The organism is Vibrio tapetis subsp. tapetis (genome assembly GCF_900233005.1).
GTDB classification, from domain to species: Bacteria; Pseudomonadota; Gammaproteobacteria; order Enterobacterales; family Vibrionaceae; genus Vibrio; species Vibrio tapetis.
Genome location: NZ_LT960612.1, coordinates 119,344 through 136,994, shown reverse-complemented (window position 1 = coordinate 136,994; position 17,651 = coordinate 119,344). Strand labels below are relative to the sequence as shown.

17 protein-coding genes are annotated in these 17,651 nt (G+C 42.6%); 11 read left to right on the top strand and 6 right to left on the bottom strand.

Features of this window, described 5'->3' with window-relative positions; translation table 11 throughout:
* Positions 1-236: 236 nt before the first annotated feature.
* Positions 237-782 carry a GNAT family N-acetyltransferase gene (locus VTAP4600_RS17810; RefSeq protein WP_102524152.1) on the top strand — a complete coding sequence of 182 codons (546 nt, stop codon included), beginning with the start codon at positions 237-239 and terminating at the stop codon, positions 780-782.
* 104 nt (positions 783-886) lie between these two features.
* On the opposite strand, the gene VTAP4600_RS17805 is transcribed toward VTAP4600_RS17810, so the two are convergent.
* Positions 887-1,912, bottom strand: coding sequence for a methionine synthase (locus tag VTAP4600_RS17805; RefSeq protein WP_102524151.1), 1,026 nt, complete (start codon positions 1,910-1,912; stop codon positions 887-889).
* Between the two features lie 31 nt (positions 1,913-1,943).
* Positions 1,944-2,918, bottom strand: coding sequence for a DUF1852 domain-containing protein (locus VTAP4600_RS17800; protein WP_102524150.1), 975 nt, complete (start codon positions 2,916-2,918; stop codon positions 1,944-1,946).
* 357 nt (positions 2,919-3,275) lie between these two features.
* Here VTAP4600_RS17800 and VTAP4600_RS17795 point away from each other — a divergent pair, with 357 nt between their 5' ends.
* The 4 genes from VTAP4600_RS17795 (at position 3,276) to VTAP4600_RS17780 (ending at position 5,731) form a co-directional block, all read left to right on the top strand.
* Entirely contained in the window at positions 3,276-4,088 is an 813-nt protein-coding gene (locus VTAP4600_RS17795) for a sulfite exporter TauE/SafE family protein (protein WP_102524149.1), read from the top strand.
* A 10-nt stretch (positions 4,089-4,098) separates the two neighbouring features.
* The gene (locus VTAP4600_RS17790; protein WP_102524148.1) at positions 4,099-4,716 is read left to right on the top strand and encodes a LysE family translocator; all 618 of its coding nucleotides are present in this window, start codon (positions 4,099-4,101) and stop codon (positions 4,714-4,716) included.
* A 128-nt stretch (positions 4,717-4,844) separates the two neighbouring features.
* Positions 4,845-5,270 carry an N-acetyltransferase gene (locus VTAP4600_RS17785; RefSeq protein ID WP_102525435.1) on the top strand — a complete coding sequence of 142 codons (426 nt, stop codon included), beginning with the start codon at positions 4,845-4,847 and terminating at the stop codon, positions 5,268-5,270.
* 56 nt (positions 5,271-5,326) lie between these two features.
* Positions 5,327-5,731 carry a DUF1801 domain-containing protein gene (locus VTAP4600_RS17780; protein WP_102524147.1) on the top strand — a complete coding sequence of 135 codons (405 nt, stop codon included), beginning with the start codon at positions 5,327-5,329 and terminating at the stop codon, positions 5,729-5,731.
* A 31-nt stretch (positions 5,732-5,762) separates the two neighbouring features.
* Here VTAP4600_RS17780 and VTAP4600_RS17775 read toward each other — a convergent pair whose 3' ends face one another.
* Positions 5,763-6,431, bottom strand: a complete 669-nt coding sequence (locus VTAP4600_RS17775; protein ID WP_102524146.1) for a glutathione S-transferase — start codon at positions 6,429-6,431, stop codon at positions 5,763-5,765.
* Between the two features lie 202 nt (positions 6,432-6,633).
* On the opposite strand from VTAP4600_RS17775, the gene VTAP4600_RS17770 reads away from it, so the two are divergent.
* The 6 genes from VTAP4600_RS17770 to secF all read left to right on the top strand — a co-directional run bounded on the left by VTAP4600_RS17770 (position 6,634) and on the right by secF (position 16,247).
* Complete coding sequence (locus VTAP4600_RS17770; RefSeq protein WP_102524145.1) at positions 6,634-8,889, top strand: peptidase U32 family protein; 2,256 nt, start codon at positions 6,634-6,636, stop codon at positions 8,887-8,889.
* A 267-nt stretch (positions 8,890-9,156) separates the two neighbouring features.
* Complete coding sequence (gene amt / locus VTAP4600_RS17765; protein ID WP_102524144.1) at positions 9,157-11,346, top strand: ammonium transporter; 2,190 nt, start codon at positions 9,157-9,159, stop codon at positions 11,344-11,346.
* Between the two features lie 16 nt (positions 11,347-11,362).
* A complete protein-coding gene (locus tag VTAP4600_RS17760; protein WP_102524143.1) occupies positions 11,363-12,664 on the top strand; it encodes an HD domain-containing phosphohydrolase in 1,302 nt (433 codons plus the stop codon).
* A 163-nt stretch (positions 12,665-12,827) separates the two neighbouring features.
* On the top strand, positions 12,828-13,397 hold the full coding sequence (locus VTAP4600_RS17755; RefSeq protein WP_102524142.1) for a hypothetical protein: 570 nt from the start codon (positions 12,828-12,830) through the stop codon (positions 13,395-13,397).
* 88 nt (positions 13,398-13,485) lie between these two features.
* Positions 13,486-15,333 (top strand): protein translocase subunit SecD, encoded by a 1,848-nt coding sequence (gene secD, locus VTAP4600_RS17750; protein WP_231897964.1) that lies wholly within the window; start codon positions 13,486-13,488, stop codon positions 15,331-15,333.
* A gap of 14 nt (positions 15,334-15,347) precedes the next feature.
* Complete coding sequence (secF, locus tag VTAP4600_RS17745; RefSeq protein ID WP_102525433.1) at positions 15,348-16,247, top strand: protein translocase subunit SecF; 900 nt, start codon at positions 15,348-15,350, stop codon at positions 16,245-16,247.
* A gap of 150 nt (positions 16,248-16,397) precedes the next feature.
* Here secF and VTAP4600_RS17740 read toward each other — a convergent pair whose 3' ends face one another.
* Genes VTAP4600_RS17740 through VTAP4600_RS17730 form a run of 3 tightly spaced genes read right to left on the bottom strand, consistent with a single transcriptional unit; the run spans position 16,398 to position 17,603 of the window.
* Positions 16,398-16,526, bottom strand: coding sequence for a TIGR02808 family protein (locus VTAP4600_RS17740; RefSeq protein ID WP_102524141.1), 129 nt, complete (start codon positions 16,524-16,526; stop codon positions 16,398-16,400).
* Between the two features lie 15 nt (positions 16,527-16,541).
* Positions 16,542-17,114 carry a NapC/NirT family cytochrome c gene (locus tag VTAP4600_RS17735; RefSeq protein WP_102524140.1) on the bottom strand — a complete coding sequence of 191 codons (573 nt, stop codon included), beginning with the start codon at positions 17,112-17,114 and terminating at the stop codon, positions 16,542-16,544.
* Between the two features lie 30 nt (positions 17,115-17,144).
* Positions 17,145-17,603: a nitrate reductase cytochrome c-type subunit gene (locus VTAP4600_RS17730; protein WP_102524139.1), complete on the bottom strand. Its 459-nt coding sequence runs from the start codon at positions 17,601-17,603 to the stop codon at positions 17,145-17,147.
* Positions 17,604-17,651 lie beyond the last annotated feature (48 nt).

Here is a 17,651-nt window from a genome sequence, read left to right as displayed (position 1 = left end):
TGGTATCTAAGTAGTAAAGCCTTGCGTTTCGGCGCAAGACTTTTTATGTAGGCAGAAACAGCAGTCGCTTAACGTGCGGATGTATTAAGACAAGCCTGCTAAACAACGTGGGAAAATTGTTGTTTAAGCAGGTTGATACATCGTCCTGACTGAGACACAATTACTTAATTGGTTGTTAATGTTACTACTTCAGAGCATCGCAGTCGCATAAGTATTCAGCGTAATTAGGAGTATGCGTGAAGATTTTAGAAGCAGAGCCATCAGATCTACCTTCATTTTTTGAGTATTTGGGAGTGCAGCTATTAGACAATGCGTCGGATGACACACCACTTTTTCAGCCGATCGCCAAAAAATATTGTCACATCACACCAGAACTGGAAATGAAGTTTAGAGATGGTTTTGAGAGCCGAGTAGGTGAGCCTAGTTGGCGTAAGTTATGGGTGGCAAAAGACTCTAACGGGGATATTCGAGGCCACATTGACTTACGTCATCACAGTGGAGAATATAGATCGCATCGAGTGCTGTTAGGTATGGGCGTTGATACTAGCGTTAGAAAGCGAGGCGTAGGGGGGAAATTAGTCGAGGTAGTGACTCAATTTTGTCTTGGGAGCGAAGGTATTGACTGGTTGGATCTAAATGTACTTTCAAATAATCTTCCAGCTAAGAATTTATATCTAAAATGTGGTTTTATGATCATCGGTGAAATGGCGGATTGTTACCGCATCGATGGCGTTTCTGTGCCAGAACTAACGATGGCGTTACGTACCAAGGGTGAAGGGTGACAGAGAGTTGTGTGCTTAACTCTCTGCCTTTATTCGGTGTCTTCGTCAGCCCGTGAGCTTACTTTTAGGCCGCAAGTGCCGCTTGATATATGTGGTGTTGATAGTTAGGAGAGTTCCTTTCGGACAATTTCCGCACCTGCGTGTAATGCATTGAGTTTGGCCGTCGCTACGGAGCGAGACAAAGGAGCCATGCCACAGTTAGTACAAGGGTAGAGTTTGTCTGCGTCTACAAATTCAAGTGCTTTTCTTAAGGTGTTGGCTACTTCTTCTGGTGTTTCAATGTCATCGGACGCGACATCGATCGCACCCACCATTACTTTTTTACCGCGAATAAGCTCTAGCAACTCGATGGGAACATGAGAGTTGTGGCATTCTAGCGAAATGATGTCGATGTTGGATTTTTGTAGTTTTGGAAACACCTCTTCATATTGTCTCCATTCAGATCCTAACGTCTTTTTCCAATCCGTATTGGCTTTGATACCATAGCCGTAACAAATATGAACTGCCGTTTCACATTTAAGCCCTTCGATGGCCCTTTCTAAACAAGCAATTCCCCAATCGTTAACTTCGTCAAAAAACACATTAAATGCAGGCTCGTCGAATTGAATGATATCAACTCCAGCCGCTTCTAATTCCTTAGCTTCTTGATTCAGTATGATGGCAAATTCCCAGGCCAGTTTCTCGCGGCTTTTATAATGGTCATCATAAAGTGTATCGATCATTGTCATTGGGCCAGGAAGTGCCCATTTAATCGGTTGTTTGGTTTGTTTACGTAGAAACTTGGCGTCTTCAACAAAAACAGATTTTTGACGAGACACGGGGCCAACAACTGTCGGTACGCTCGCATCATAACGGTCGCGAATTTTAACAGTTTTTCGTTTTTCAAAGTCAACGCCATTAAGGTGTTCGATAAATGTCGTTACGAAGTGTTGGCGCGTTTGTTCACCATCACTAACAATATCAATATTAGCGAGTTGTTGTTGTTGCAATGACACACGTAAGGCATCGTGTTTGCCTTCTTTTAGTTCATCACCTTGTAGTTTCCAAGGAGACCAAAGTGTCTCAGGCTCGGCAAGCCAAGCCGGTTTGGGAAGACTGCCTGAAGTCGAAGTAGGTAATAGTGTTTTCATAATAAATGCTGCCGTATATTTGGATGACTGATTAAGCGTAATTCGCAGACCAATGTTCAAGAACCGATTTGTATGGCTTGATGAAGTACTCTTCAGCAAACTTTCCTTGCTCAATCGCCAACTGACTGCGTTCTTCTCGATCATAAACAATTTGGGTTAATGAATGATCTAAGCTTTTCAAGTTTGGCTGGTAGCATTTTCCGGCAACAGCATTCGCATTATAAATTTCAGGTCGGTAAATTTTTTGAAATGTTTCCATCGTGCTAATGGTGCTTATCAGTTCAAGATTGGTGTAGTCATTAAGCAAATCACCAAAGAAATAGAACGCCAATGGTGCAACACTATTACTTGGCATAAAGTAGCGAACTTGTAAGCCCATTTTTTTGAAATATTGTTCAGTTAGAGATGTGTCATTTGGCTGATATTCCACCCCTAATATAGGGTGCTGGTTTTCAGTTCTGTGGTAAGTTTTATTATCAGATACACTTAAACATATAACTGGCAATTTATTAAAGTTTTGCTTATAGGTGTTAGAATTTACAAAATACTGAAATAGTTTGCCATGTAAATCACCAAAGTCACTAGGAACACTGAATGTCGGTTGGTTTTTATTGTGGTCTAATAATCGAACACTAAAGTCGTAATCTCGAACGTATGAAGAAAAATTATTACCTACAATACCTTCAATGCGTTCGTTGGTTTTGGTGTCAATAATATTGGTCTTTAATACTTCGATTGACGGAAACGCTTGCTCACCACTTTCTATGTCCATATCAACGGAAATGATCTCAAGTTCGACAGAGTAGCGATCGCCATTTGGGTTGTCCCAATTAGCCAAAGCATTGAAGCTGTTATCAATCATATTCAAAGCGTTACGCAGGTTAGACTTGCGGCTGTCACCCCTAGCCAAGTTAGCAAAGTTGGTCGTGATACGGGTGCTGTCTGATGGGTGATAGTTTTCATCGAGACGGATGCTTTTAACGCTGAAAGTAAATTCGTTATTCATAGTAATTTGGTATCCAATTTGTTGAGACTAATCCTGAATGTATTTTTTATATTTTTCAGGTATTCCAATTCCATTTGCTGTTGTATAGCCGTCAGATTATTGATTGTGTCTTTATTTATAATATTTACTTTAATAAATAATCTGTTTAAATACTGCAGCCCCTTAAAGCTATAGTGTTTTTATACGTGCTTCAGTGCATTATTTAAAATGGTTTTGTTTCACATTCAACATGAGGAATATTCATGGTCATTTCTGTTTGTATGTTTAGGTGAGTGTCAGTTATATTATTTCGCTTGATTTCAATATGACTGCAGCGATGCAGTAAATAGACGTAATTATATTAAGGATATATAGAGAATGAGTGAATGGATGCTGTTGGTTCTATACTGTGCGTTACTTGGTAGTGGCGTAGGTTTTTTGGCTGGGTTGCTCGGTATCGGTGGAGGTTTAGTTATCGTTCCAGTGCTGAGCGGTATACTACTTCATTTTGATGTGCTGCCTGCCGATCAAGTCGTGGTCGCTGCAATTGCAACGTCATTAGCATCGATTTTGTTCACCTCAACATCTTCAGCAATCGCGCATCATAAAAATGGTAATGTGCCCTGGGATTTAGCTCCGTGGATCATGACTGGTGTTGCCTTTGGCGCTCTCATAAGTGGCTTTATGGCCGCGCTACTACCAGAAAAAGTGGTTCGAATAGTGTTTGCTGTGAGTGTCGTGCTTATTGCGTGCAAGATGCTTTACAGCAGCTTCAAGAAAGGAGCCTCAAATGATCGTAAAATGCCGAATAAAGGCCTGTTGACCATTTTTACGACAATTACTGGCGGGTTGTCTGCCATGATCGGTATTGGTGGTGGTGCGCTATTGGTGCCTTTGTTAACGTTTTTCTCTCTAGATATGAAAAAAGCAATAGGGTGTGCGTCGGCATGCGGCATTGTTATCGCATTATTTGGGTCGATAGGCTACATCAGTTCTGGGAGCAGTCACTTTGCTTTAGAAGATGGATTTGCAGGGTTTGTCTATTTACCCGCTCTATTAGGTATAGTGTGTACTTCATGGTTCACAGCGCCCTTGGGGGCAAAGTCGACCCAACATTTGCCTGTCTCAACAATAAAAAGAATATTCGCTGTGTTATTGTTTGTTATGGCCACCAATATGATTACGACCTAAAGGAAATGTTATGGAAATCTGGGCGTTGCTTATCTTTGTACCTGCATGTTTTGCTCTAAATATGACGCCTGGACCCAATAACCTTCTGTCGATGAATAATGCTCGTTGCTATGGGTTTAAATCGGCTTTCATTGCGGGCTTAGGGCGAATTGCCGCATTCTCGATGATGATTACTTTGGCGGCTTCAGGGTTGGCCGTTGTACTATACGCATCCGAAACCCTGTTTTTCACCATTAAGTTAGTCGGCGCTGCCTATTTACTGTGGATTGCTTTTAATCTATGGCGCTCAGATGTAAGTCCTGTCGCCGAAATGAGTGCCACGAAAAACAGATTTACATTAGCTAAACAGGAGTTTGTATTAGCGGCTGGCAATCCTAAAGCCATCTTGATATTTACCGCCTTTCTTCCGCAATTTGTAGACGTTACTGCAAATATAAATGAGCAGTTCTTCCTATTAGGCATTACGTTTTTAATGTTGGAAATGGCAGCCATCTCTATCTATGCTGTCTTTGGAATATATTTGAGACAGTGGTTCTCTAAACCACTAATGGCAAAACGTTTTAATAGAGCGTGCGCTGCCTTTCTAGCGATGTCTGGCGCGAATCTGCTATTGAGCCGTCAGCACTAAACTCATATAGAAGCTTAGAATCATGGCCATTACGTAGAGTTAGAATTTTGTCGCAAATATTCAATTAACGGGTAATGTTGTCAGCCATAATAGGTCTTGGGTCTTCAATTTTAATCAGTGATAACAAAATGATTCGAGAATACAACGAAAACGACATTTCCTTAGTGTTAGATATTTGGCTGCGTGCATCCATTAAGGCGCATGACTTTGTCGAGGCTGAGTTCTGGGAAGCGCAAGTGGATAACATGCGTGATATTTACATTCCAGCTTCGACAACTTATGTCTATGAACTGAATTCAAAGGTGGTGGGTTTCTACGCTATCTACGAAAATACCTTAGCGGCGATTTTTGTGTTGCCAGAAAATCAAGGTAAAGGAATTGGTAAGCTCCTTTTGAGTCATGCAAAAAGTCAGTGTTCACCGCTTTCTTTAAATGTGTATCAAGAAAACAACGCGAGCTTTCAGTTCTATCTGTCACAGGGCTTTAGTGTGGTAAGTGAGCAAGCGGATGATCATACCGGTCACCAGGAGTACACTATGACCTTTGGGGTGTAACAATGTGTCCTGACCGATGCGCTTTGTTGAAACGGAGTAATGAAAAGGAGTGTTGAATGAACCCAACCGTGGCGAGTTGCTTTAATGAATACCCAGAAGAAGCACGAAAGAAATTGTCGGATCTTAGAGCCTTGATTCTGAACATCGCTTCTGAGCTTGAACTCGGCGAAGTGGAGGAAACCCTGAAGTGGGGCGAGTCCAGCTACAGCGTGAAATCCGGTAGCCCGATCCGTATTGATTGGAAGCTTAAGTCGCCAAGCAACTATTATCTGTTTTTTAATTGCAAGACGACATTGGTCGATACGTTCCGCGAACTGCATGCTGAAGAACTGGAGTTTCAAGGTAACAGAGCCATTGTGTTGCGTTTGTCTGAACCGCTACCGGAGCAAGCCATCAGGCACTGCATTACACTCGGCTTAACGTATCAAAAAGTGAAAGACTTGCCATTGTTAGGTGCTTAACAGTCTCTGTATTGCTGTTTCTTAGATGCAGTTAGTCAAATAAAAACTCTTCTCCGCTTTCAATCCATTGCGGATATTGCCTCATAATTTTGGTGTATAGGGCGCTCTCGTAATGCGCCTTTAGCCATTGGGCGATGTTGCCGTATTCAGATTGAACAAACCATTTCTTTTCTACTCGGGCAAACTGGCTAATAAAAGGCATAAGTGCATAGTCCGCTAGACTTGGATTATCTCCGAACAAAAACTTATGTTTCGCCAACCTTGCTTCTAAAGGTGCAACTAAGGTTAAACACTGTAAGCGCCGATCCTCTAGATCGTCATTGTGGTAGCGATAAGACGCTCGGTATTGTTCTAGCATTGGGATGAACTGAGTGTCGTTCAGCTTTATTAGCTCTAAAATTTCCTTTGCAAGATCCACTTGGCTATCACGTAGTACATCATGTGGGTCATTTTGCTTAAGCGCCCAAAGCATAATGTCCAAGCTTTCCGCGATGACGGTTGGGTCTGTCTCGGTGGATGCTGAGTGATCTAGCACGATAATCGGAACGGTGCCTTTTGGATTCGCTTCGATGAGCTCTGGTGGCTTATTACGCGTAACGATGTCGCGCAACATAACAGGTTGGTTAGCTAAAATTAGCCCCATTCGCGCTCGCATCGCATAAGGACAGCGGCGTAAAGAATACAAAGTGGGTAGCGACATGGGTTCTCTTTTTGAGTTGGCGATGTTGAGATGTATTCATTTTAACTAAATTTTAACGCTACGCCTCTAATTTCAAACTCTATTTTTGCGAATGTTAAATTGATTCAGGTCAATAAAAGCTAGATGTGTGGTAATGGATAGGCGATGTCGTTAGAATACGCGCTCAAAAAAATTATAAGTCTAGTAAGTGAGCGGTTTCAACATGAGCAGAAAAATAGAGTTATTGGCCCCTGGCGGTGACGTAGAAGCGATTAAAGCGGCTATCGTTGCAGGTGCAAATGCAATTTATTGTGGATTAAACACGTTCAATGCTCGTAATAGAGCGTCCAATTTATCGCTGGATGAATTGAACGGAGTGATCCGTCTTGCTCATGAATACGGCTGCGAAGTGTTCTTAACGTTAAACGTGGTTTTGCTTGAGCACGAAATTAAGAGCATCACTAAGCTGTTAAACCAACTGGTTAACACTAAGCTTGATGGCATTATTGTTCAAGATTTGGGTCTGTTTGACCTAGTTAGAAAGCATTTCCCATCATTGGACGTGCATGCTTCTACACAACTTACAACGCACAACGAAGGCCAGATTAAGTTCTTATCTAAGATTGGCGCAACGCGCGTTAACTTGTCTCGTGAGCTGAACTTACCAGAAATAAAAATGCTGACAGAAGTCGCGCACGATCACGATGTATTAACGGAAGTGTTTGTTCATGGTGCGTTGTGTATTGCGTTTTCTGGACAATGTTACTCAAGTTCAGTGAGTGTGGGTAATTCAGGAAACCGTGGCCGTTGTAGCCAAGCATGTCGTGATGAATATGAAATCACAGATGCAGGTAACAAGTACCCACTGAACCTAAAAGATAACTCTGCGTATTACGATTTACCAGAATTGGTCGACGCCAAAGTAGACTCGTTAAAGGTAGAAGGTCGTATTAAAGGCGCGCACTACGTTTATACCGTGGTCGATACGTGGCGTAAGCAGATCGACAGCTTTGTTGAAAGTGGCTTGTTGATTGAAGATGATTCAAACCTGCACAAGGTGTTTAACCGAGATTTCACTAACTCTTTCCTTAAAGGTAATTTAACGAAAGACATGTTCATTGATAACCCTCGCGATAACAGTGTGAACTACGCAGTAGATAAAGCTGCATCTGAAAATCAATCGATTTCTGTGGTTCAAATCCAAGAAGTGACAGACAACCTATACACGTCTAAGAATGAGATAGGCGCTGAAATGCGCGATAAGATCGAATTCCTTGATATCCGTAAAACACCGATCACGTTGTCGTTTAGTGCCAAACTTGGCCAGCCATTTGTCGTGTCTGTTATTTCGGATGCGAAAACCTTCACGGTTCAGTCTCCGTCAATTTTGTCGGTAGCAGGCGAGAAAGCGATTACGCAAGAGTTGTTGGAAAAGCGCTTTAAGTCAATTAAGAGTGCAGTTCATGAATTGAAAGGATACGATTTTGAGCCGCTGGATGCAGGGCTTGCTATCCCATTAAAAGAAGTCTCGGCACTAAAAGACGAAATCGAGTTCATCTTGAATGGCTCAGTACAAGTCATTAAGCACGCAGAAGTACCGACATTACCTCAGCACCCTAAAGTGAATGAAACCCCAACGCTTTCTATGTTGATTGCTGATGTGGAAGATCTGCATTTGTGTGATGTAACAAAGGCCGATGTGTACTTCAAGTTACCTGAAAGCTTTAAGAAGCGCTGTAATAAGTACATCGATATTCTTAACGAAAATCCGCGCCTTATTCCTTGGTTCCCTGCGGTATTAATTGGTAAGGATTACGATGAAGCGGTTCGTGTATTGGAAGAAGTGAAGCCTGCGCGCATCGTGACTAATAACACAGGTATTGCATACAAAGCGTTTGAGATGGGTATCGAGTGGGTGGCAGGGCCATTCATGAACACCACTAACTCTCATGCGTTAGTCACATTAAAAGAAGAGTTGAATTGTGCGGGTGCGTTTATTTCTAATGAAATTAACAAAGGGCAAATTCGCCACATTCGCCGACCTGAGAACTTCAAACTGTTCTACAGTATTTACCACCCAATTTTAATGATGACCAGTCGTCAATGTTTCTTCCAAAGAACCGTGGGTTGTAACAAGCCAAGTATCGAAGCCGGTTGTATGTTGAAGTGTGAGAAAGCGACCACGATTACTAACGTGAAAGGCATTTCTTTCGCGGTAGATAAACAAAAGGGCGGCTACCCAAGCATTTATAACCATGAGCAATTCTTGAACCATGATGCCGTGAGTGACTTCTCTGGTTTGTTTGATGAGTTCTTTATCGATTTGACTAACATTGGTGCGGGCTCGAAAGAAGTTCAAGACAAAGTTGAATTGATTAAACACTTCGAAGGTCTTGTGAACGGTATTGAAGGGTCTGAGCAGAACCTTGATCGCTTAGTGGAAGTGAGAACTAACGCGCAGTACGTACAAGGTTTGTAATATTGATTCCAATCTGATGACTTAGGTTGGGCACGTGCCCGACGTAATCACCCCACTTGAAGCCGACTGTTTACAGTCGGCTTTTTTATAAATGTTTGTTCTCCAACAGCAAAACAATAATGTGATCAAGATAACGATAACCACCGCTTCCTCTTACTAAACGTTAGATCATCTATGCAATGTGTTGAAACTCAACCTATATTAAAGTTTATATGGGACTTGTTTTGTACATGTTCGTGCGTATTTCGTCGAAGTTAAAGGAGGCTCATGGACCTGTTATTCTTGTTCCTGTGTACATTGCTTGTACTTTTAATGCAAGTCGGCTTTTTGTTTTTAGAGGCAGGGACAGTACGCAAAAAAAATACCGTTAATGTCGCGGCAAAAAACCTAGTCGATTTGGCCGTCGTGTTTTTTTTGTTTTGGCTTGTCGGCTATGGCGTCATGTTTGGTGCGTCTTTTCAAGGTCTGTTCGGATCGAGCCGTTTCATGATCTCCGAGTTCATGTCTATCGAAGAGGGCGCCGTATTTCTCTATCAGGCGGTGTTTTGTGCAACGTCAGTCACCATAATCTCTGGAGCGATTGCAGAGCGAGGAAGCCTCAAGGGATATATCACAATTTCAGTTTTAGTCGTTGTGTTCATTTATCCCGTGGTAGGGCATTGGGTCTGGAGCGATGTCGGCTGGTTAGCTAAGCTCGGTTTCGTTGATTTTGCGGGCGCTACGGTCGTGCATTCCGTTGGAGGGTGGGCGGCTCTTGCATCGATAATAATTATAGGACCTAGGATAAACCGATTTGTAGATGGACATGGGTTTAATCACAGCAGTTTAGTGCAGACCGTTGCTGGTGTTGTATTTCTTTGGATTGGGTGGTTAGGTTTTAATGCTGGCAGCTCTCAACAATTTAACGTTAATACCTTTAACATCGTTCTCAATACTATCTTGGCTGGCTCAGCTGGTGGATTAACGGCTGTCTGTTTATCACTGTATCTGACTAAACAACTTAATATTCCTTTATTTTGTAATGGTATTTTGTCTGGTTTAGTAGCGGTTACGGCTAGCTGTAATATTGTCTCGATTCCAAGTTCAATTGCTATTGGAGCAATTGGGTCATTGTTTTCTATTGCACTCAGTTATTTACTTCGATTCAAAAAACTTGATGATGTGGTCGATGCTGTTCCGGTTCATTTAGCGAGTGGAATTTGGGGGACAATTGCAGTTGCCTTGTTCGCGCCGAACGACTACTTTTTATCTGAGTCGGTGTGGGACGCAAGACTGAAGCTATTGGAGGTGCAAGTCATTGGGGTTGTCGTTACGGGTTTATTTGTTTTCACGCTTTGCTATCTAATGTTCAGTCTTGTTGCCAAGATAATTCCTTTGAGGGTGTCAGAGCAAGAGGAACTGTTGGGGTTGAATATCGCGACCCACGATGCAAGCAGTGACCTGTACGACCTGGTTTCTACGATGCAAGAGCATGAGTCGAGCGGAGACTTTTCACAGCGAGTTAATTACGATCCAACGTCTGAAATAGGCATGATCGCAAGGCAATATAATCGAGTGTTGTCTCGCTTTGAAGAAGCGTTGTTAAAAGTCACACAAAAGCACAGTTCGTTGTTGCAATCAAATCAACGCTTGAAAAGCATGGAATCTAAGGTCCTAAGAAGTGAACGTTTATCAAGTTTGGGGCAAATTAGCTCGGGTTTGGTTCGTGAAATCAATGAGCCCATAAGCTACGTATTGAGCAACATAAATACGCTTAACGAATACAACAGCTTTTTCAAGTTACTCGTTACCGAATACAAAGCCTATGCTGCCTCCATATCAGAACATCCTACTGTTGCCCATGAGGTATTAAAAAGAATCGATAAAATATGTGAAGAAGAAAACTTAGATTTTGTCTTTCAAGATAGCGAAGAGCTTTTAGAGGCAGCATCAGAAGGTGCAGACAAAATAAAAAACATCTTGTCGAACATAAGAACGTTTTCAGAATATGGCGACGAAAAATTCGATTTGAACGATGTTAATACTGTCTTGGCGTCGGCCGTTGAACGTGTATCCCAACAAGTGCAAGCAAACTGCCAATTAATTGAAGCCTATGAATCAGGAACGCCTATGGTCTCGTGTAGCTCGCTTCAATTGGAGCAGCTATTTGTTAACGTCTTATCTAATTCTTTGCAGGCAGTAGGCGATGAAAAAGGCGCAATAAAGGTTACCGTCAAGCATGACAATAAACAGGTAACGATTGTATTTATTGATAATGGAGTAGGTATCAATGAAGAACATTTGCCTCGTATTTTTGACCCGTTTTTTACTACTCACAGTGCAACCGGGCATTCAGGTCTGGGTTTGTCGATATGCTTCGGTATTGTTAATAACCACGGCGGCCATATTAGTGCCGTGAGTAAGCTAGGAAAGGGAACTAAGCTAACAATAAAATTGCCGGTTTCTATCGCAATGTAAATAGAGGTGTGAGTCCATGAGCGAAAATTCGTTAGTCAAATTACTAGTACTTGATGGTGAACTACAGATCACAAAGTCTTTGACTCGCCTGCTTAGAAAGGAGTTTACCGTCGTTGCATTTAATGACAGTAGCCAAGCCCTTACGTACTTGGAACAACACTCCGTTTGCATCGTGTTAATTGATATCGGGACACCAAAGTTAAATGGCGTGCAATTTTTAAGTAAGGTTAACTCTATTCAGCCTAACGCTATACGCATTGCGATGTCTGGTGATTCAAGTTATAGAACTTTAACCCATGCGATTAATGAAGGATGCATACATCGTTTAGTCGAGAAGCCATGGGAGATCGATGACCTAAAAAGCGTACTTGGTCACTACAAAGCGAAAAATAACACACCGGCTACCGAGGATAAAAATGCGCAACAACTAGAGCGAGAAAATGCGCAATTGCATGACGATAATAGAAAGCTTGGCCGTTATATCGAACAAGAAAAATTGCACTTAAATCGCTTAGCGGGTAAATATCAAACCTTAGTACATAGGTATCAATCTTTAACTGAAGACACGTTACAGGCGATTGCTTCCGTTGCGGCATCGCACTCTTGGTACAAGTTGTCTGATTTGCGAAGGGTAGCACTACATGCTCGGCAACTAGCAACGTACATGAACCTGCCTGAAGATGTTATCCATCAAACGTTTAAATGTGCAATGATTCACCCCATTGGCTTAGCATTCAGTAAGCTAGAAAATCAATCGGTCTCAAACTTTAGCTATCATCATGTTGGCCCATGTTGTTATGGTCAAAATATAGAGGTGTTTTTAAAGGATAACCTTTCGTTTAGCGATCTGACCGATTCGATTTGGCATCAAGATGAAAACTATGATGGAACCGGTTTTCCTGAACGTCTTAGTGCTGAAAAAATACCGCTGATCTCTAGGTTATTGAGGGTAGTAAAGGATTATGATTATCTAACCGTGACTAATTGTAATTTCGAAAAGCTACGCCCACCGGAATTAGCGGCCATTTTTCTTCGGGAGAAAAGTGAAATCTATTATGATCCTGAAGTAGTTCGAGCCTATTTGAAAATGCTTGATGTGCGACCTCAAGATGAGGCAAGGAGCATCGATTATAGTGTTGGCCTATATGATATTAACCCAGGGGATGAGTTAAAAAGAGATCTGTTATTGTCTAATGGGAAGATCTTGATCAAAAGCGGTAGCAAACTCAACGAAGAGATGTTGCAACGGCTAGCTGAAATGGAAAAGTCTGGTAACCAGAAGTTTGCGTACTTAATCTCTGCAACAAGTAAAGGCTAGCTCTTCTTGATTGAATGATACTTTTAAGCGGTTCAATGACCTTTAAGGTTTGATCTAAATGCCCTATAGCGCTAATTGACCAGTGGCTTTTATATCTTTTTAGTTGTGCTATTGACCGCGCAGGAATACTATTCAACCTTGATTTTCTCTTTGTGTATTTTGAATGTTACGCTCTTACTTTGTTAGGACTCTACTGCTTACTCTTGCGCTATTTAGTGTGAGTGTTTTTGCTGTACCTGCAAGTCAGACGTATACCAATTCACTTCATGTAAATCAGTCGCACGTCAGCGAGTCTGATTATGGCGTTGTAGCCGACTTTGCGTCGGTGCACTCTATTATCGATGATTTTGATAAAGAGCAAGCCACTCAAAATACCTGGCTTGGTGACTTTCCTGCCGATTTCACTGGCCAATGTCAAGTTAACCACAAAGACATGGCGACTAAGCGTGATCCGTTAAGTAACCAAACGCAACAGATGGAATCACCAACAACCCTTGCTGCGATTTTTCGTGGTCAGCTAGGCGCAACTGAATTTGAGTGTTTGTATAATCACGAACCTAATTTTGAAGTCGTTGATGATTTCTCTGTGCCAGTGGCTACCGTTGCTGCTAGTTGCTCTATCACGCCTCAAGTTAACCCTTATCACTTCCAAGCGAGCATCGCGTCACGTTATCGTTTATCTGGTTGGAAAGAAAGCAACGCGCTTTACGTCCACCTGAATGCACATCCCTAGACAGCCGTTTTCTCCAATATCTTTTTAATTTATTAATGCGCTTCATGCGCGATTTATCTTGGCTTGTATTTAGTCGAGAGGAGTTACTATGTCTAGATCAAACGCTTCTAATAAACCGACCCGTAATGGCGCTGGCGTAAAAAGAATGAACCACTTTGCCGCATGGAAATATGTGGTGTTAATTGTCACTGTTATTTTACTTACATTAAGTGCTATTCCTACCTGGTACGGTGACAAACCCGCGATTCAGATCCGTTATGACCAAACGGTTCCTACGGTTCAACAAACCGCAGCATTGCTGAAAGCGCATGATATTTCTCCAACCAGTATTACCAATACAGGAGAAAATTCGACCATCGTTTTTGACTCAGAAAATGATCAAAGTGTTGCTCGATCTCTGTTGTCGAATTCATTGAAAAAAGAAGATCAAATTACCTTTTCATACGTGTCAGTTGCACCTAATTGGATGCAAAATATGGGTTTTGAACCGATCAAGTTAGGCTTAGACCTACGAGGCGGTGTTCAATTTCTACTGGATGTAGATATCAATCAGGCTTTTGCAGAAAAGCGTGACAGCATGGTTGATGAGCTCAAGCAACAAGTCAGAGATGACCGACTCCGCGGAGTGGTGGTTAAGGTGTCGGGCGATAATGGCATTCAGATCGACGCTCGAGAAGATGGAAAATTAGGCAGTTTACGTAAATTCATTAATACCAATTATCCGAACTGGGTAATTGCACATGGTGGCTCATCTTTGACGGTGACCCCTGATCCAAAAGAAGTACAAGAGTTTACGCTGCTAACGCTACAACAAAACCTGAAAATTATGCGTGATCGTATTGAAGAATTAGGCATAACAGAAGCGTTGGTACAAAGACAAGGTGAGCACAGCATTCGTATTGAATTGCCGGGCGTTCAAGACCCAGCACAAGCGAAACAAGTGATTGGTGCGACAGCGAGTTTGGCGTTCCATGAAGCAAAATCGGCGTCTGACCCACGCTCTATTCGAGATATTACGGTATTAGATGGCAATGGTCAGCCAGTGAAGCTGAACAAAACGCCGGTCATAACGGGCGAACATATTGTCGATGCGCGCGCTAGCCGAGATGAAATGGGCAGAGGACAGGTGAATATTTCTCTCGATCATGCTGGCGGAAAGATCATGAGTGATTTTTCGGGTAAACACATCGGTAAGCCAATGGCGACCGTGTACCGAGAATACAAAGTGGATGCGAAAGGGGGAAGTGCTCGCTTTGACAAAGTAATAAGCGTGGCAACGATTCAGTCTCAATTAGGAACGCAATTTAGGATCACAGGATCAGGCTCTATTGAAGAGTCGCAACAATTGGCACTACTGCTAAGAGCTGGGTCATTAACGGCTCCCGTTACCATTGTCGAAGAGCGAACAATTGGTGCATCGTTGGGCGCTGAAAACATCAGCAATGGTTTCGCAGCACTTGCATTGGGCTTAGGCCTGACGCTGACCTTTATGGCCTTTTGGTATCGTCGTTTAGGCTGGGTTGCAAATGTTGCCTTGTTAACCAATATGCTGTGTTTACTTGGTTTAATCGCGTTAGTCCCTGGAGCTGTATTAACTCTGCCGGGTATCGCTGGCCTCGTGCTGACGGTTGGTATGGCAGTCGATACGAACGTGCTTATTTTCGAACGAATAAAGGACAAAATGGCAGAAGGGCGTAGCTTTGCACAGTCTATCGACTCGGGCTTTGATAGTGCGCTGAGTACCATTATGGATGCCAATATTACCACTATGATCACGGCGGTCGTCTTGTATTCGATGGGTAATGGCCCAATTCAAGGCTTTGCATTGACCCTAGGCCTTGGTTTGTTAACCAGCATGTTTACTGGCATTTTTGCTTCTCGATCCATCATTAATCTAATTTGGGGTAGAGATGCCCGTCGCGACGTAAGGGTGTAACTATTATGACTTCAATTAAAAATGCTATGAAAAATAACATCCGAAAAATCCGTTACGTCACGAGTTGGCTTTCATTGGCCTTGATGCTTGCTTCTGTAGTGTTTATGGGCGTACGAGGCATTAATCTAGGATTGGATTTTACCGGAGGGGTGGTTACTGAGGTTCAACTAAATTCAACGGTTACCAGTAATCAAATTAGTGAGCAGCTAACGACGATCTCCGAACATTCAGTCACTGTCACTAAGGGTGGCCAAGATGGACGTTGGATTTTACGTTATCCAACGTCTAGCGATGTTCAACCATTACAAATTGAGCAACAGCTTGAAGTGGTGTCATCGGATGTAAAGATCATCAGTAACAGCATTGTTGGTGCGCAAGTAGGGCAAGACCTAATAGACCAAGGTGGTCTTGCTATGCTTATTTGTATGTTGTGTATTCTGGGTTACTTATGTTTCCGGTTTGAATGGCGATTAGCGTGTGGTTCTCTCGTCGCATTACTCCATGATGTGGTGTTGGTCTTGGGCTTTTTTGCGGCCACTCAAATGGAATTCAACTTGACGGTTTTTGCCGCGATATTGGCAATTCTGGGTTACTCATTGAACGACTCAATCATCATTGCAGATAGAATTCGTGAGTTATTGGTATCTAAGCCTAATACAAGTATTGAAGTGAACAACGATAACGCCGTTTTAGCGACGTTTTCTCGCACTATGGTTACATCGGGTACAACGTTGATTACCGTTGCTTCTTTATGGTTGTTAGGAGGGGATGCTTTATCAGCGTTTGCAACCGCCATGTTCATCGGTATTTTGTCGGGCACTTGGTCGTCTATATCAATCGGGACAGTACTACCTGAATGGTTGAAGCTCGAGTCTAAGCACTATATGGCGGTGCCAATAGATGATGCTCCGTAACGCCACGAATTAAAACATCTCAAACTTAAGCTTAAACTCAATATAGCAAAATAGAAAAACGCCACCTATGAAGGTGGCGTTTTATTTTTTATGATATCCGTTTTATTCAGACTTCAAACTTGTCTTGGTCTACGCTGATTTGGATTCCAATTAGCTGTCTTTACCTAACGAGAGTAACCAAATAGATACCGCAGCAACTCCGGCAAACCCAGCCAAAATGATGACAGGCATTGCTGAATAACCAAGAACATGCCAGATAACCGACTCTAATGTGCTCATCTTTTTGCTCCTTAATTACCAGCCTTCAACGCCTTTCATGTCAGGCAGTTTGTGTGCAATACCTTTGTGACAATCTACACAGGTCTTGTCTCCGGAAGCAAGTGCTGTTGAGTGCTGTTTCACACTGCGCGGCCCTTGCTCTGAGAAATCCATAAAGTCGAACTCATGACAGTTACGACACTCTTGAGAATCGTTGCCTTTCATTCGATGCCACTCTCGATTTGCAAGATAGGCACGTCTTTCTTGGAATTTCTCTTCTGTGCTGATTGTCCCCATAGCGAATGCAACTAGCTCTTTTGAAGCCTGTACTTTACGGATGATTTTGTCTGTCCAGTTATGTGGAACGTGACAATCTGAACAAATTGCTCGAACACCAGAACGGTTCGAGTAGTGAATCGTCTCTTGGATTTCTTTAACAATCGGTGCGTGACAACCTGAACAGAATTCTTCGCTGTTGGTTGCTTCCATACCGGTGTTAAATGCCCCCCAGAATAGAAGACCACCTGCGAACCCCATGAAAAGCACAACACCAACGGCGGCTTTACTTGGCGACTTCAATCGAGTCCAGAACGCTTTTAATAGTTTCATAAATAGCCTCTCTTGATAATTTGGCTACTGCTAGCGCAACGAGTCAACACGTTCAAACTCATTCTCAACCAATGGTTTGGCATCTGCTTGAGGTACGTGACACTGCAAACAGAAGTAACGACGAGGTGAAACGTCAGACAATACTTGATCTTCGCGGTTCATGTAGTGAGTTACGCTGATCTTAGTTGCGCCCATTTCTTTCGCGTTCTTCCAGCTATGACATGCTAGACATTTGTTCGCGTTTAATGAAACTTCATAGTTACGAATTGAGTGCGGCACCAAGGGTGGTTGGTACACGTAATCACTTTCTAGCGTAACGTGATCTTTTGGGTAACGCTTGAAATCGTCTGCTGCGCGTGTTGTTTCGAGCTCACTCGCACCACGTAGTGACTCAACACCACCAATGCCGCCTGGGTTATCAAGCTCAGCGAATGCACTGCCAGCAAGTAAACTACCGACAGACAAAAGGGCGATAAGGAATTTTTTCATGTTTAAATCTCCGCCTTATGGCTAATTCTTTTCACGGGCTATCCAATT